This is a genomic window from Clostridium kluyveri (assembly GCF_001902295.1).
Classification (GTDB): Bacteria; Bacillota; Clostridia; order Clostridiales; family Clostridiaceae; genus Clostridium_B; species Clostridium_B kluyveri_B.
Genome location: NZ_CP018335.1, coordinates 712,588 through 730,185, shown reverse-complemented (window position 1 = coordinate 730,185; position 17,598 = coordinate 712,588). Strand labels below are relative to the sequence as shown.

15 protein-coding genes and 1 pseudogene are annotated in these 17,598 nt (G+C 29.6%); 8 read left to right on the top strand and 8 right to left on the bottom strand.

What is annotated here, in order from left to right:
- Positions 1-51: 51 nt before the first annotated feature.
- The 5 genes from BS101_RS03845 to BS101_RS03825 all read right to left on the bottom strand — a co-directional run bounded on the left by BS101_RS03845 (position 52) and on the right by BS101_RS03825 (position 6,984).
- Complete coding sequence (locus BS101_RS03845) at positions 52-1,407, bottom strand: hypothetical protein (RefSeq protein WP_073537627.1); 1,356 nt, start codon at positions 1,405-1,407, stop codon at positions 52-54.
- 85 nt (positions 1,408-1,492) lie between these two features.
- Positions 1,493-2,938, bottom strand: coding sequence for a sensor histidine kinase (locus BS101_RS03840; protein WP_242951462.1), 1,446 nt, complete (start codon positions 2,936-2,938; stop codon positions 1,493-1,495).
- Positions 2,928-3,629, bottom strand: a complete 702-nt coding sequence (locus BS101_RS03835; RefSeq protein WP_073537625.1) for a response regulator transcription factor — start codon at positions 3,627-3,629, stop codon at positions 2,928-2,930. The genes BS101_RS03840 and BS101_RS03835 overlap by 11 nt, the downstream gene beginning before the upstream one ends.
- Positions 3,630-4,200: 571 nt before the next feature.
- Positions 4,201-4,764, bottom strand: coding sequence for a methyltransferase family protein (locus BS101_RS03830; RefSeq protein WP_073537624.1), 564 nt, complete (start codon positions 4,762-4,764; stop codon positions 4,201-4,203).
- 816 nt (positions 4,765-5,580) lie between these two features.
- A complete protein-coding gene (locus tag BS101_RS03825) occupies positions 5,581-6,984 on the bottom strand; it encodes a PLP-dependent aminotransferase family protein (protein WP_073537623.1) in 1,404 nt (467 codons plus the stop codon).
- A gap of 135 nt (positions 6,985-7,119) precedes the next feature.
- Here BS101_RS03825 and BS101_RS03820 point away from each other — a divergent pair, with 135 nt between their 5' ends.
- The 5 genes and pseudogenes from BS101_RS03820 to BS101_RS03800 all read left to right on the top strand — a co-directional run bounded on the left by BS101_RS03820 (position 7,120) and on the right by BS101_RS03800 (position 10,628).
- Positions 7,120-7,788 (top strand): phenylalanine--tRNA ligase beta subunit-related protein, encoded by a 669-nt coding sequence (locus BS101_RS03820; RefSeq protein WP_073537622.1) that lies wholly within the window; start codon positions 7,120-7,122, stop codon positions 7,786-7,788.
- 31 nt (positions 7,789-7,819) lie between these two features.
- Positions 7,820-8,176, top strand: a complete 357-nt coding sequence (locus tag BS101_RS03815) for a cupin domain-containing protein (RefSeq protein WP_083585646.1) — start codon at positions 7,820-7,822, stop codon at positions 8,174-8,176.
- 259 nt (positions 8,177-8,435) lie between these two features.
- Positions 8,436-9,002: a PadR family transcriptional regulator gene (locus tag BS101_RS03810; RefSeq protein WP_073537620.1), complete on the top strand. Its 567-nt coding sequence runs from the start codon at positions 8,436-8,438 to the stop codon at positions 9,000-9,002.
- A gap of 15 nt (positions 9,003-9,017) precedes the next feature.
- Positions 9,018-9,635 (top strand): hypothetical protein, encoded by a 618-nt coding sequence (locus tag BS101_RS03805; RefSeq protein WP_073537619.1) that lies wholly within the window; start codon positions 9,018-9,020, stop codon positions 9,633-9,635.
- 99 nt (positions 9,636-9,734) lie between these two features.
- Positions 9,735-10,628, top strand: a pseudogene (locus tag BS101_RS03800) (IS982 family transposase).
- Between the two features lie 443 nt (positions 10,629-11,071).
- On the opposite strand, the gene BS101_RS03795 reads toward BS101_RS03800, so the two are convergent.
- From BS101_RS03795 to BS101_RS03780, 3 genes are all read right to left on the bottom strand, one after another.
- Positions 11,072-11,761 (bottom strand): DUF421 domain-containing protein, encoded by a 690-nt coding sequence (locus tag BS101_RS03795; protein WP_073537618.1) that lies wholly within the window; start codon positions 11,759-11,761, stop codon positions 11,072-11,074.
- A gap of 1,413 nt (positions 11,762-13,174) precedes the next feature.
- Positions 13,175-13,552 (bottom strand): type II toxin-antitoxin system PemK/MazF family toxin, encoded by a 378-nt coding sequence (locus BS101_RS03785; RefSeq protein WP_073537617.1) that lies wholly within the window; start codon positions 13,550-13,552, stop codon positions 13,175-13,177.
- Complete coding sequence (locus tag BS101_RS03780; protein ID WP_073537616.1) at positions 13,552-13,857, bottom strand: AbrB/MazE/SpoVT family DNA-binding domain-containing protein; 306 nt, start codon at positions 13,855-13,857, stop codon at positions 13,552-13,554. Before BS101_RS03780 ends, BS101_RS03785 begins: the two co-directional genes overlap by 1 nt.
- Before the next feature lie 1,966 nt (positions 13,858-15,823).
- On the opposite strand from BS101_RS03780, the gene BS101_RS03775 reads away from it, so the two are divergent.
- The 3 genes from BS101_RS03775 (at position 15,824) to BS101_RS22590 (ending at position 17,439) form a co-directional block, all read left to right on the top strand.
- The gene (locus BS101_RS03775; RefSeq protein WP_073537615.1) at positions 15,824-16,648 is read left to right on the top strand and encodes an AraC family ligand binding domain-containing protein; all 825 of its coding nucleotides are present in this window, start codon (positions 15,824-15,826) and stop codon (positions 16,646-16,648) included.
- Between the two features lie 146 nt (positions 16,649-16,794).
- Positions 16,795-17,217, top strand: coding sequence for a DUF2000 domain-containing protein (locus BS101_RS03770; protein WP_073537614.1), 423 nt, complete (start codon positions 16,795-16,797; stop codon positions 17,215-17,217).
- A 51-nt stretch (positions 17,218-17,268) separates the two neighbouring features.
- Positions 17,269-17,439, top strand: a complete 171-nt coding sequence (locus BS101_RS22590) for a DUF2188 domain-containing protein (RefSeq protein ID WP_156875999.1) — start codon at positions 17,269-17,271, stop codon at positions 17,437-17,439.
- Positions 17,440-17,598: the final 159 nt, after the last annotated feature.

The following is a 17,598-nucleotide window of genomic DNA, read 5'->3' as shown; positions in this document are numbered from 1 at the left end:
ACCGTTTTACTGTTTCTATAAATCAAACCTTTTTCATATATGAATTAGAAATTATCTATCAAAGGTAACAATATAAGTATTTATGTTATTTTTATTAAAACTATCAATGGAACTTCCATAAGTAAATGATATTGAAGTACTTGTACTATCCCACGAAATGTTTGAGATACAAGGCTCTCTTGTGACTTTCTTTTCTTTTATATTGCCATCTTTATCTTTAATTTTAATTGTAATATAATTATTTTCTTCATTTTTATCTTTCAAATTAGATGCTTTTACTATTTCCTTTGTATCTCCTGTTTTAGTATCTATAACTTTAATATCTACATCAAGGTTATTGTTGTTTAAACTTGTCTGATTATTCTTATCCATATTTCTCTCAACATAAACAGCTTTACTTCCATCAGGTGATAGTACATAGTCAGAGGTAAGTGATCCCGAGGTTATTCTACCTTTAGGTAATTCAATATCTTGAAGTACCTTGCCAGATTCATTCATAACAAGTGCTCCAAAAGTTCTATTTACATAAACTCCATCAACTGCATCACCATTGTTATTGTAGTTATCCATTATAATTGTCTTTCCCTTTTTATCTGCATGCAAAGAGTATTTATTGGCATAAATATCTTTTATCTCTTTAGTCTTGACATCCATGGAGCATACTTTCACACCCTCTTCTCCATTCTTATTTTGTGTATAATAAAATTTACCTTCTACGCTGCTTCCCAAATCCTTGATATCATCTACACCAGATATCCATGCATTATCGTATTTTTCGGCATTGTAACTTCCATCAACATATACCCTTCCAGTTGTATCCATTACTGTCCAGTGAGTAAAATAATTTCCTAAAATTTTGTTATTACTTACCCATATAAACTGAGCATCACTGTTTAACTTTTCTGTATTTATATCTGTAATTTCACCCGTAGACAAATTTAATAATTTTACATTTTTGTGAAGTAAGTCTCCTGAAGCAAGAGCATCTTTCCACTCTTGACTTTCGATTTTGGGAATGTTTCTCGCTTCTGCATAAAGAACATATTTCTTATCTGGTGATACCCCTAAAAATTCATCTATATCTACATTCTTAAAATCTTTAGAGCTTTTTGTATTTAAATTATATATACTGCAATATCTTATAGTTCTAATGGAATCGGCATTTTTAAATTCACTTTTTCTAGTTAAGGTCAACACTTCATTTTCATTTATCCACGCAACACTCTCAATATTTTGATACTTGTCAATTTGATATCCATTTTCATTAACTTTAGCAGAAGGTTTATATTCCATTACCTTTATATCCCGAGTAGATTTAGCAAGAGTATGCTGAGTTAATTCAAATGTACTTATACCTCCTGCTATTCCTACAACTAAAACTAGAAACAAGATTTTTTTACTCACCATTGAACTTTCCTCCTTTTTCTTGATAAATTCATATTATCAAAACTTGTTCACGAAATTATAAACAGATGTCACAATCTTGTAAACTTTATGCAGAAAATTCAATGTAAAAAGTAGTACCTTCATTTAATTTGGAGCTTACCTTTATAGTTCCTCCTTGTTTTTCAACTAGTTTTTTAACTAAAGCTAATCCTATTCCTGCTCCTCCTGCTTCACGACTTCTATGCTTGTCGGCTCTGTAAAATGGTTGAAAAATTTTAGGAAGTACTTCTTCACTCATACCTATTCCAGTATCTGAGACACTTATAGTTATCTTATCTTTATCATTTTTATAACATTCAATATTTATACTGCCATTTTGCTTATTATATTTTATAGCATTATCAATTAAATTGATAATAATATGCTTTAAGCTCTTTTCATCTAATGTAATATCAATATTTTGGACATCACATTTTAAAATCAAGTTGTTTTTTTTAATCTTTGCATTCATTCCTTTACATATTTCATTAAATACTTTTTTTAAATTTACTTCATTTTTTTTAATTTCAAAATCATACTCCTCAAGAGCAGATAATTTTAATACATTGTCCACCATACTTGAAAGTCTATCACATTCTTTTGATATACTTAAAGTACCTTCTTCAATTAAATTTAAATCATCCATATACATTCCAATCACATCTGAATAGGCCTTTATGCTGGTGATTGGAGTCTTAAATTCATGGGTCACATTTCCTATAAACTCTTTTTGCTGCTTATCCATCCTTTTTAATTTATCTACGGCTACACTTAAAGAATCCCTTTCAACTTTAAGGTCCTCAATATTTTTTTCTATGGTATTACTCATAAATACCAGACCACTACTCAATTCTCCCAATTCATCATTTCGATTAACTTTATCTACTTTACTAAATTCACCCTTTTGAATACTTTCTACTGAATTTTTCATTATATATATATCTCCAGTCAGCCTAGAAAAATAAAAGATTCCCACAACTATACCAAGCACCAGCGTCAAAAGACCTGTACCATAAAACAATTTTTTTATATTACTGTAAAATAAATTTTTTTCTTTAATTGAATACTCCAGTTCCAAAATTGCTGATATATTGTTTCTATACTTGATTGGTGAATAAAAGTATATAACATGGTTAATTTCCCTATAAGATACTTTACCTCTAATGGCATAGCCTATCATGACTTTTTTCTTATCATTTTCATTTACCTTTGCATCTGTTTTAAATCCTGAAAGGAGCTCACCTTTTGTATTATATATATTTGCAGGTATAGTTCTTAGCCATGCCTTATTAAAAATACTGCCTCTAGCTAGGCTTCCATAATTACTATCCTTATTCAAACTCATGCGTTCACCAAAGTATTCTTCAAACATATCCTTTTGTTTAAATAAAATGGATTCGATTTCTTTACTCTGGTAACTTTTTATTCCATTGAGCACTAAAAAGCTTAAAAATAATATGACAATCAATAAAAGTGAAGCTGTAAAAGATATGAGTCTAAATTTAATTCCCACTTTCAAGTAATTCGTCAACCCCTTTATATCCAATACCATACACAGTTTGTATTAAATCTTGATAATTATTGCCCAACTTTTTTCTTATCCTTTGAATGTGTGTATCTACAGTTCGCGTTCCTCCAACATAATTCATGTTCCATATCATGTTTAAAAGCTGCTCACGTGAGTATACTACACCCGGATTTGAAGAGAGTAAATACAACAGATCAAATTCCATAGGTGTAAACTCTATTGGAATATTTTTTATACTTACAGTTCTCTTTTTTTTATTGATATTGAGATCATTTATATTTATGACGCTGCTGTCCTTTTTTTCATCAGTAGTTTTATTAAGTCTCCTTACAAGGGACTTAACTCTTGCAAGAAGTTCTCTCATATCAAACGGTTTTGTTATATAATCATCCGCTCCCAGTTCAAGTCCAAGTATCTTGTCCACAATATCTTCTTTTGCTGTAAGCATGATGATTCCAATATTTTTGTCTTCTAATTTCTTACAAACATCGTATCCATTTATTACAGGGAGCATTAAATCTAATATTACTACATGTGGATTAAAAATATCTACTTTATCGAGTGCTTCCTCACCATCATAAGCTCTTTCTACTAAATATCCTTCTTTTTTTAGTGCATAGGTTAGTACATCTAAAATGGTCTTTTCATCATCTACTAAAAGTATTATTTCATTCACTCTTTATTCCTCCGTATTTATAATAAACTTGTATCGTTCAGAACAAAGTTGTATCAGAATATATTTGTTTTGTAAACTAAATCATTTTTAAATTATGTTGTTTTGCATATTCCTCAAGCTTATATTTCATCACCCCTTAAATTCCCAACATATTAATTAAAATTCTGCACATCATATTTTTATAAGGTTATATCAATATATTAGATTAATAATATCTAACCTTGTGTGTAAACTAGATACTATGCTTATATATTGTTTATTTCTCTTTATACCGGGGATGGATAATCCCCGGTGTTTAATTCTGCTTGAAATTTCAATTAATCCATATTAAATTCCCCGTATAATAAATCCTATTTTGGACACACTATTTATTAAAGTATTATTTTAATTTCCATTTTAATTTCTACTTCTCATAATAAATTCTTGTGCCGGGGATGTTCAAATCCCTGGTATTTTATAAAACACTATAAAATTCTTTTGAATAATACGGTGTTCAAAATATTTATTCATTTTTTGATGTTAATCATAAAATAAGCAAAATACCAATTAATACAGGATTCTTTCTTTTACATTAAAGGTATCTACGGACTTTTTTACAGTATTCCACGTATTCTTTGCCATAAATCTTTTTCAAAGAATCCTCTTCACGAAGAACTTGGCGATTAAAAAGCCAGAAACCTGCAATTAAGTACAACAATAATATCCAGTTTGGGAAAATTAGAAATATTCCAAACAGTATAGACCCAAAAGCAACGTAAATAGGATTGCGACTAATTGCAAAAATACCTGTTGTTATTAGAGCACCTGGTTTTTCTTCATCTATCCCGACTCTAAAGCTTTTTCCAAAGAAAATCAGGCTTAACAGAAATAATAAGAGTCCTATCATACATAACACCACACCAATCCAGCCAACAATCTCATTGTTAAACAATTCTGTTCCTACTTCCAGCAAGTTCAGGGCACTTGCAAACACAAGATAAAAAAACACCAAAACAAATGGGATAATAATGAAATCTTTTTTGTCTATCTCACCAAATTTTATAACTTTAATACCCATTTTACGTAATAGAAAAACACGACATAAAATCATTATCACAAGTAAGATTATAGTTATAATCGCAAAATATCCCTGCATAATTATCGCTCCTTTTTGTTCGCTATAATTCACTTTGCTATTTTTATTATTGACTATCACTAATTACATAATACACCATATTATTCAATTTTCAAATAACAATTTATTTTACTGAGTTCGCATAATTTTTCACAGTAAATTAACTTAAATTCCTGCTATATCTTGAAATTTTACTGTTACAAAATAAATATATAAAAAATGCTCTAAATCCTAACTATGATTTAGAGTATTAATGGTCTTATAAGTTACCCTCAATTTAAAATGTAAATATTTAATAATTCTAAATAGTTTAGATTTTAGTAGTTCAAAACTATATTTATTTTAAAACTAAAAATCGTACTTCATTAAATGCATCATATTTCTAAAATCTCTGAGTCAGTCATTATCTTCTATATCAAAATTTTCTGCTTTAAACTTTTTAACTTATTATTATATGCTCTATTTCTACAAATTATCCACAAGTTATACACATTATCCACAATATTCAAATAATTATACTTTTTTTAACAAAAATAAGCACCCAATGACACTAAGTGCTCATTTTCAATATTATTTTATATTAAAGGGTACAGTAAATATATGAAATATGATAGTTGCATTTAAATTTATAGTGCCCTGCAACCACAGACACAGCCTCAACGCCTAGGGATATATTATATATACTTTATTATGTATTATACACATCAATTGTTACAATATTATTTCGTACAGGTTAAATGAATATTTACCATAGTAATAGCAAAAGACACCTAGATTTAACTAAGTGCCTTTGACATACACACGATATTAATTTTTAACAGAATTTTCATTAGCTTTCTATATGATAGTATTTTGTATTACTTTCTTAATTCGTCGTATACCTTCTGTTATCTCATCAATACTAAGATGTCCATAACCTAGAATAATCTTATTCCTATGTCTACCTTTATGAATTGCATACTTCTCAACCGGGTATACTTTTACTTTTTGTTGTGTGATTTTTTTCAATATTTCTTCTGTAAAAAGAATGTTTTGAAATTCTGCAACTAAATGCAATCCGGCAGCATGACCTTTTATCACATATTCATCAAAAAAATTAATTCTTAAATTATTTATTAATGCTTGACGTTTATTATAATATTTTTTTTTCATTTTCCAAATATGTTTCTCAAGTTTCCCATCATTGATAAACTGTGCAAGCACAAGTTGTGATATGGATTCAGTATGTACATCTGTATACATTTTTAACTTTAAATATTTATCTATTAATAAATCAGGTAATATCATATAACCAAGCCTAAGTGCTGGTGCTAAAATTTTACTGAAAGAACCAACATATATTACCCTATTTGGATCTAGTTCATAAAAAGAACTTATTGGATGACCTTCATAACGGAATTCACTATCATAATCGTCTTCAACAATATAACAATTCTTTTTTTCAGCAAATCTAATAAGTTTAATACGCCTTTGAATAGGTAGTATACTACCTAGAGGAAATTGATGAGATGGTGTCACATAGACAAATCCAACATCATTTTTTGTTTCAATTATGTTTGTACGTATACCTTTACTATCGACAGGAATAGGATTTATTAAATATCCGTAAGATGAAATAACATTCAATAAGCCATAATGTATAGGATCCTCTACAACAACTTCCACATTAGGCCTATACAATAATTTTGATATTAGGGATAATCCCTGTGTAGAACCAGAAACAATCATTATTTGTTCTGCTCTACAACATATACCTCTAGTCCTAAACAAATATTCTGAAAGCGCTTGTCTTAATTCCATAATTCCTCCAGGTTGGCAGTATCTGAAATATGAATAAGGCATATGGCTGCATACCTTATTAAACAAATTTCCCCATTCTTTTTGAGGAAACATATCAAGCGCAGGTATCCCTGAACGAAAATCAATAAGGTCATTTTCGACTCTTGTATAAACAGAATTATGTGGGCTTTTTTCTAAGTTTCTTTCACATCTTTTAAAATAGAGATCTTCTGCTACAATTGTACCTGAACCTCGCCTACTTTCAATATATCCTTCCGCAGTAAGTTGAGCGTAAGCTTCCAATATAACATTTCTGGATATCTTTAAATTTTCAGAAAGCCATCTAGTTGATGGAAGCTTATCACCTGCAGATAATTTTCCTTCCAATATCATTGCTCTAATCTGCTCATAAACTTGTCTTATAAGAGAGGTATTAATATTTTTATCAATAGTCAACCACATTATTTTATCATCCCCTAATTAAAGTGGTTCTATAATAAGTTAGATTAAGTGGAACTACAGAAACCACTTTATGTATGTTAATATTATAAAATAAAGATTATAAATTCTCAATAAAACCCATAGGAGTGATATAAATTGTTGATCATATCAAAAAATTTAAAGGAAGTTTATTCTAATGCTAAATTTGGAATCCTTATAATGAAGGATGTTAGAAATCCCCAAACAAATTCAGAGTTTAACAAAACTAAAATTTTAGTAAAAAATCAGCTGCTAAGTAAATATAAGAATTTTAATCGAAAAGAATTCATTAGATCTGAACCTGTTTGTTTTTATACAAATTATTATAAAAAGTTTAAAAAAACTTATCACGTTCAACTACAGCTGGAATCAATTATTTTAAAATCTAATTCTTTTCCAAATGTTGCTGCATTAGTTGAAGCTATGTTTATTGCCGAAGTAAAAAACCTACTTCTGACAGCAGGTCATGATCTCGATAAACTAGAACTTCCTATCAAATTGAATTTGGCACAAGGAAATGAAAGTTTTGTAAGTATATCAAAAAAGCAACAATCGCTTACTAAAGATGATATGATGTTGTCAGACGGAAAAGGAGCCATATCAAGCATTTTAAATGGACCAGATTATCGAACTCGTATTACAAACGATACAAAAAATGTACTGTTCTTTGTTTATACACCTGGTGGAATTGGTGACGATGTTATTCGTAGCCATTTAAATGACATTAAGTCTTATGTTTCTATATTTGCCCCTCATTCGAAACAACATTTATTAGACGTATTTTAATAGATTTGCAAGACTTTTTTAAAAGGAACTTATGAACATGCCGGAGGATGACTTTGAAGTCATAGATAAGTCTCAAGTACAGCCACTTATTGAGGATAAGGGCAAGATTAGGATATTTCCTGTATTTCCTTTTGATGGCACAAGACGATTTGAAATGTATTCCCTTGAGATTGACCCTAAAGGTTATCTATCTACTGAAGCTCACCAACAAGGTACACAGGAATTCATTACTGTATTTTCTGGCAAGCTTAATATCAGTATAAAAGGTAAAGATTTTGTTGTAACAACAGGTAATTCAATACAGTTTAAGGCAGACAGTGTTCACGCTTATAAAAATAACTCCGATGAGATTTGTTCATTAAGTATGGTTATTTACTATCTAGTATAGGGTTTAATTTTTTACAAATAAGATTGGATAGCGTAACTTTATATATAATTTAGAACAGGAGCTAAATCTCAATTCATTTACATTTTTCTTAATCTATTATTTTTTAATAGAACTTTTCACATTTTACGAATAATGAGTAATTAGCATAAATGAGTAAATTCAGTCTTTTTATAAATGCTTAAAACGTTATTTGTTTCAAAATTGATTATCTATTCTACTTATGCTATAGTAAATGTATAATAGTTTAAGGAGTGATTTCATGTCATTATCATACACCCTATTAGGTTTGCTAAATTATGCTTCTATGACTGGTTATGATTTGAAAAAGATTTTCGATGATTCTATTAACTTTTTTTGGTCAGCTCAAACAAGTCAAATTTATCGTGAATTAAAAACATTAGAGGAAAAAGGTTACATAGTTTCTGTAGTAAAACCAAGTGATAAGGGTCCATCTAAGCGTATATATAGCATTACTGAACAAGGGTTATCCTATCTGAAAGAATGGCTTACTAATGTCCCTGATGAAATAGACGAGGATAACCGTAATGCTTTTTTATCGAGAGTTTTTTTATCCTCAAATGTAGGTTTTGAAAAATTATTTTTTCAGCTTCAAGAAAGATTAAAAAAGTATAAAAGAGATTATGAAAACCTTAAATCAGTTGAAAATAAACTTGGAGAATATCTACAAATGTTTGATAGAGAGGATGAAGTTTATTATTGGAAAATAGCACTTAGTAGAGGTTTTCATGATGTTGAATCTCACATTTATTGGGCTGAAGAAAGTTTAGATTATATTCGAGAAATAATTAATAATAAGAAAAAGTGAGGATAGTTAAATATAATGAAAAAAAAACGTTTAATTATAATAATATCTATATTTGTAATGATAATTTTAATTTGTTTAGGAAGTTTTATTTATAGAAGTGTTACATCAATTTCAGAAATATTTCGTTTAAACAGCAAACTTCAAGCTGAAGGCTACTATATGGGGCAATTTGAATTTAAAATGCTTGGATGTGCTTATTATCTCGATAAGGGACATTACATAACAGCATTTTCTAAATTGAATCAAATACATAAGCAGTTAGAGACTAAAGAAGGTTTAATAAAAGTTCCGAAATTCACTAGCAAAAAAGAGGAATTTGAGTTTTATATTGGTCTACAAAATCCTAAAACGGGGGCGTTTATGGATAACTCTTACCCACTTTTTACATATATTGGCTCAACTTTAAACATGATTAAGCATCTTGAATCTTTATCAAATGATACAGGTCAGCCTATAAAACTTAAATATCCAATTAAATTTTTGAATCAAATCAATTCGCCTGAAAAGCTAAAGCCCTTTTTAGATGACTTATCTACAATTGGGTTTATAGCATCTAAACTTCCAAGAACACCTTATGTTGAAATAGCTGAACTATGCTATTATAACGACTTTGAACATACTAATATAACCTGAGTTCGAAAATAAAAAAAGTATTTATAGATATAAAAAATCCCATCAAAATGTTTTATTATATAAATACAGAGAAAAAACAAAACAAAAGGATGGGATTTTATGCAAAATTTATTATTTGAAGTATTTTACGATGTTGATAACTATTGTATAGCTTTTGAAGAATACTGCCGGAGCCATTTTATAGAGGAAAACAACTGTAGTCATTTTTCAATAATAAAAAGTAGAAACTTATCGCTTAGTGAAGTCATGACAATAATCATATACTTTCACTTATCAGCCTACAGAAATTTCAAAGCCTATTATATAAAGTATGTATCAACTGTTCTAAGACCCTATTTCCCTGAGCTTGTAAGCTATAACAGGTTTGTAGAACTAATGCAGGAAACATTGCTTCCACTACTATTATACATGAGAAAATTTAGAATTGGCAAGTGTACAGGAATTTCTTTCATTGATTCCACCACTTTAGATGTATGCCATAACAGGAGAATCCATTCCCACAAGGTTTTCAAGGGAATTGCAGAAAGGGGAAAGAGTTCAACAGGATGATTTTATGGCTTCAAACTTCATCTTGTCATAAATGACAAGGGTGAAATTCTTTCTTTCTATCTGACACCTGGGAATGTGGATGACAGGAATATAGAGGTTATAGAACAACTCTCAAAAGAACTCTACGGAAAATTATTTGGGGACAAAGGTTATTTGTCCAAGAAAATATCAGATATACTGTATTCCAAGGGGGTACAGCTCATAACAAAACTAAAAAGGAATATGAAAAACAAGTTAATGTGTATGGAAGACAAAATTATTCTTAGGAAAAGAGCTGTTATAGAGAACGTAAACGATCATTTGAAGAATGTATGTCAAATAGAGCATAGCCGTCATAGAAGCCTTACCAACTTTATGGTAAATATAGTTTCTGGACTAGCAGCATATAGTTTTCTTCCTAAAAAACCTTCCTTGAAATTGGACAAACATCTTCATTTAGCTTAATCACAATATTGCTTTAAATGTGAATAAATGTTAAATAATTTCTTCATTTGTAGTTAAATTATTTTTTGCATTTTCTATATCTATATTTATACAAAATTGTAGTTTATTTTTTCGAACTCAGGTTATTTTATATTTACGAAATAACTAATGACGAGAAAGTTAGAAAAGAAGTGGCAAAACAGTTTGTCCCAAAAAAGACTGACTGATTCTATGATACGTGGAAGAAAATTTGAGGGCTTGAAGCTCTCTTTTTTATGATTAAACCCTTCGCCTAGTATTTTACAAAAAATAAAAAACACTCTAGTAGATTATCCTACTAGGTTTTCATTGTTTTTTGGCTTGTATAATTATAAATGCATAAAATAAAAATATTCTGAAATAATTAAGTGTAAATAGTCTATTTAACAGATCATTTAGCCAGATAATCTAAATTCTTTTTTAATTTATTTCTTTGTTTTTGTTGAAACATATAAAATTCCTGCAGCATTTACACCAGCATAAAAAACTTCCTTCACATCACAAATATTATGAGTCTTGAGCTGTTCTCCAATCCATTGCTCATCATGATTAGTTAATTTTAAATTATCATACATTATTTTGCCATCGATAATTATATCACTCATCAAACCAGTATAGCTTATTGAAATATTTAAATCACCAGCTGTTATTGGTTGCTTATTTGTTTTAGGAAGTACAGTTAGTTCTCCATCATTTTCTATAACTGCAAATTCTACATCTTCTATATTAAATATATCTTTTTCTCTTAACTGCATCATTAGTTCATTTATTGCAATTTTCATTTTTTTTAAATTATAATCCAATACTTTTCCATTACTTATTAATATCACAGGTCTTCCATCTATTAAAGTTCTAAATTTAAAACTTTTAATACTTAAATAATCTGTAATAACAACTAATATAGTAATGACAATTACTGAAATTGCGGCTAAAAATGGTGATTCTTGTGAACCTAGTGCTATTCTTACTGCAATAGACCCAAGTGCAACTCCAACTATAAAATCATAAAATGTTATTCTTGATATCAATTTTCTTCCAATTATTCTTCCCAAGGTTAATAGAATAATATAAGTAGAAACACTCCTAAGAATTATTTCTATAATTTTTCTTGTCATAATATACTCCTTATATTAAATATTTTCATATTTATATATTCACCTCGACCTTAAGAAATATTCATCTCTTATATATTGATCAGCTCTTTATATACCCCCTACCCCTATGTGTTTTAAGGGTACAAAATCCACACAACCCTTGATTTCTACTGGGTTTATCAAATTTTCCAGAACCTCCTCCTGTTTTAAAAGGAAATTAGGTTTCAAATTTATACCACATATGGATTAATATATTATTTATTATTTCTTCCTTAATCCTAGATTGAGTATTGAAATCATTACATTACTCTCAATAGCATTTACAATAGATAAAAGTAAAGATTTTATTTTACTATGATACCTCAAAAAAATCACCCTCCACATTTTTTATCCGAACGCTACCATTGCTAATACTCCCATCTTCTTCAAAGTGGGAGATAAGCACTGCTATGCGCCTGGATAAGTTCTTCTAAGGTTCAGATGGAGATAAGCAGTCCCTACAGCAAACTCCACCTGAACCTTAGAATCACTTGATTTAGTGTAAGGGAGTGGATAATAAATATAAAACTTTATCATTATATATCCTACACTTTAATTATTTCACTTTTTATATATTGTATGCCACTTAATTGTCTCACTCTACAAAAGCCCTGGAATTGCCTAGGGCTTTTGTGTGCATTTATACTATACTTTTAAGTACTATAGTATTTGCAAGTTTATAATTAAAAACATCTCTACCTAAGTCAAAATAAACAGGGAAAGTACCCTGCTTATAGTATTATACCTAAAATAGATTTGGTAGCTAACCCATAAATACCCAAAATTGTCATTCCAATTCCAAGAATAATTCCTGTAAATAATTTAAACATTGTTATCACCTCAAAAATAGCTTTACCAAAAATACTATCTTTATACAAGAAATATTCGTAATAGAGATCTAATAACATAGCTGTTACTCATTTTCAAGTTCTTTTTCTCTCCCAACTAAAGCTTTTCTACCAGACTTAACTTTGATCTCATTCTTATCTTTAGAATTTTTTATCCAAGTAAATATAGTTAATCTTGAGATCCTATGTCTTCTTGATACTGATATAATTTTCCAAACTCATTTTGAGGCTTGAGATACCAGCAAAAGTTTTACCATTAGTAAAGTAAAGATAAAAAAGCACAATTGTGCTTTGAATAGTACACTAATAAGAATATTATGATTTCATTTATATTATAGCAGCTTCTTCTTTATAATATTTTGAAAGAAACGTAAAAAGTGATTTCCTCAAATTTATCACCTCATATAGTAATTCTTTTTAGTAGGTTACCATTATTTCAAAGCAATTATCCAATAATCTAATATTCCATTACTGCATCATAAATTACTGTTCTGTCACAACATTTTCAAAATCTGACATATAAATAATATTTTTTCTTTTATCTTACTTATGCTAAAATAGATCTTACATTAGTAATTATAGTTTTATAAAAATAGGACTCTTCAGATACTTTACCAATTACAACAGCATCTCTTGCACTAATATCGAGTGATTTAAATCGGTCAGTTAACACAACTCCACTTAATTCTTTAAATGGAACTCTTGGATTTGTCGTGTCAATTCCAAATGGTACTTCAACCTCAAAAGGATATTCCTTCACTTGTGTTGTTACTGGAACAACTATAGCGAAGGTTGAATTATTGGGATCAATCAACCCATCTGATAATACAATTGCTGCTCTCCATCCATTTTGTTCATGCCCTTTTGTGGGGTGCATATTTAACCATATAACGCTGCCACGCTCTATGTTGCCTGTAATACCCATTAAATTATTTCATCCCCTTTGGGTTCTTCAAAAATTTCTTTATGTGTCTCCATTTCTGGCTTACATTTTGCTCGCAGTGATAAAAAATGTTCTCTTAACGCTACTTGATCATTCGCATCAGGAAATACTGTTCGTAAAACCAATTCTTGTTCCTTATCATTTACGTACATCTCTACATTAACCCCATCTTTATATTTCAATAATTCAGAAATCTCTTGAGGAATGCGTAAAGCTAAACTATTTCCCCACTTACGTACAGTTGCGGTTGCCACATATCTCACTCCTTTATTACTCTCTTTATTCAATATTATCACACCTTTACTTTCTTGTATATACATAGTATATACAAGGTTTAAAAGTTTGATACCTTAAAATACCAGTTTTGCATATTAAATTATCAACAACATTCCATTAACTCCACAAAATAAAAAAATAGTACCAAAACAGTGTTGGTACTTTGTGTGTAAAGAGTTTTCTAGTTGATGAGTATAATTATAGATGCAATCAATAATTTATATTTAATTATAAGTATTGCCTTTAATATTATTATGGCCGATATTTGAACTCTATTATATTCACTAATTGTTATGATATCATTATACGTATGTTAAAAAATATAAAAATAAGCACCCTAGATGACGAGTGCTTTCTTTATGATAATATTATTTTAAGGAATCTAAACTTATACTATCTTGTGGTAGTTACATTTAAGTTTTAAGTGTCCTGCAACTACAGACACCAGTTTACATTTATACTTAGGGGGCATACTTTATAAACTACTTATTCAACATTGGTACTTGTCCACTAAATGTAATTATAATTATAAGTAGTATTTGTTACAGCTTAATGGCATAATGATTAACTATTTGTGAACAGATTTTATTATTTTATAAAATAAGCACCCCACAGTGCTAAGTACTTATTTCCAGTATTATTTTAAGGGTTCAGTAAATATATAACTTATGATAGTTGCATTTAAATTTAAAGTGCCCTGCAACCACAGACACTAGCTTAAATTTATACGTCATGGGAAACTAACTTTAAGCTATTTACACTATTTATTATATACGGTATTTGTTACCAATCAATGTCATATATGATAACTATTTGTGAACAATATAAAAAAGAGGCACCCTGAATAAAGGATGTCTGCTTTATATGTAAAAAGTTTATTTTTAATTAGATTTAGAATAATGGTTGCATCTATATTTAATGTGCCCTGCAACCACAGACACAGCCTTATGTATCCTCAATGCCCAGGGGATATTATAATATTATACATGTCTTATTGTGTATTATATATATCAATTGTTACTATATTATTTTGTACAGGTTAAATAAATATTTACACATATCAAAAGGCACCTGAACTTAATCAAGTACCTCTAAAACTATATATATTTTAAATACTTTTGTACATGGAGAAATAAGTACCACTTTATTATTTCAGGTACTTATTTCTCTAATAGGTCACAATGTATGTGATAAAGATTTAAACTTTGGAGATTGTTACCAATTGCATTGCAATAACAGCAACATATAATATATACTAACACATATTATAACTAATGTACATACTCTTGTATATACATTAGTTATATTTTAAAAAGTTTTATCCGATCGCTACCATTGCTAACACCCCCATCTTCTATCAAAGTGGGGGAATAAGTAGTGCTACGCGCCTGGATAAGTTCTTCTAAGGTTCAGCTGGAGAAAAGCAGTTCTCATAAGCAAACTCCACCTGAACCTAAGAATCACTTGATGAATATAAACAACTATTTTATATCCACACACAATAAAAAATAAGCACCTAAATAACTAGTGCCTATTTTTACAATTTATTTTGAAGATAATAATATTAACAGCATTATTCTTTATTTCCTCTAAGGCTATTTCCTTAGGACACTTATTATTATATATGGTATTTGTTACAATTTAATGTTATATTTATTAACTATTTATGAACAAAATGATACCGTCTTAACAGTGCCTGCCCTTTAACATATACACATACAGTTTAATTTTTATTTACGATTTTCCACATTGACAGCCCCATTTAACCCTGGAGCCAAAGGTAAAATTTTAGGGTAGAATGTATTCAATTACCCCAAATCTTGCAAAAAGACAATAGAATAGACAACCAGCGGATACATAATGTATATAAAAATATTACTTATGGGCATGGAGAATTCACAGAGCAATATCATACAAGAATGATACGACAATCTGTGATACACTGATTATCAGATAATTAGGAAAGAGGGTGAATTCTTGGAAAAAGAAATAAGAACTGTGAAATTCGATACAGATTTAATGATGGAAGCTTATCATTTTCAAGGGATCATGCAAAAATTCCCCAACCACTTTCATAAGTATTATGTGATTGGATTTATTGAAAACGGCCAACGCTATCTATCCTGTAAAAATAAAGAATATACTATAGCGCCTGGAGATCTATTACTGTTTAATCCACGAGATAATCATACATGTGAGCAAATTGATGGTAAAACGCTGGATTATCGCTGTATCAATATTCAACCGGAGATTATGAGCAAAGTTGTTTTTGAAATAATGGGCAGAGACTATTCACCCTATTTTACACCACAGGTTGTTTTTCACAGTGAATTAGTTTCACTGCTAAAGGAACTGCATTTGATGATCATGCAAGAGGAAAAGGATTTTAGAAAAGAAGAAATATTTTTTTTTCTTTTGGATCAGCTAATCGAAGAATACACAGAACAGGACATAACATCACCAAAAGCTGAGCAGAGCACAGAAGCGAAAGCCGTCTGTGAGTTTTTAGAACAAAACTACATGAAGAATATCACATTAGACGATTTAAGCAATCTGACTGGACTAAGCAAGTATTATTTATTACGCTCCTTTACCAAACAAAAGGGGATTTCGCCATACAGTTATTTGGAAACGATACGAATTGATAAGGCAAAAAAGCTTTTGGAGCAGGGCGTATTGCCAATTGACGTGGCATTTCAAACAGGCTTTACTGACCAGAGCCATTTTTCAAATTTTTTTAAGAAATTTATTGGACTAACACCTAAACAGTATATGAACATATTTAAAGATTTGCATAAATGAGTGTTTGTACGGAGTGGTTACTTCAGTCATTGTATTACAGAGGAAATCACCGGTATTGCTTGCTGTACTGGGAATTCTACTTACATTAGCGGGACCGTTTATTTCTGAAAACAGAATTACTATTAAGACAAAAGGAGGACTTTAAAATGAATGATTCTAATATAAAATGCGTTATGATTATAGATTCACAACTGCCAATTGGTGTCATAGCCAACACTTCCGCTATCTTAGGTGTAACCCTCGGAAAACATATACCTGAACAGGTAGGGGACGATGTAATGGACGCTTCAAATTACACCCATTTGGGAATTATTTCGATACCTGTTACAATACTGCGCGGAGATAAGGAAATTCTGAAAAATTTGCGAGAACGTTTATATAAATCTGAATTTGGCGATTTAATGGTTGTTGACTTTTCTGATGTTGCACAAAGTTGTAATATATACAGCGAATATATTGCAAAAGCAGCAGCCACATCGGAGCAAGACCACAATTATTTTGGAATTGCCATTTATGGGAATAAGAAAAAAGTAAATAAACTAACAGGATTTATGCCACTTTTAAGATAATATATGATAACATATTTACATTGAATATTGTACTAAAAGGAGGCGATTATAATGAGCAGCTCAAATATTATTGGCAACCCTGATTCTGCAATATGGAAGATGTTAGGTATCGATAATTCTAAAACTACTAATACTAAACAAGAATCCATTAACATTGCTAAAAAAAAGATAGAAAATAAAGACTCTGAATTAGACATCCATGATAAAAATGATAAAATCTAAAAATAGTCATCCACATGTCCATGCTCACAAAAGGCTAATTCTTATCACAGCTAGGAGTTAGCCTTAACCATTGCTATCTTAACATCAACATTTCAACTCTACTCTGACTTTTTTAAATAAAAACATTAATATACTCCTTAGTTATCAACAACTTATCCA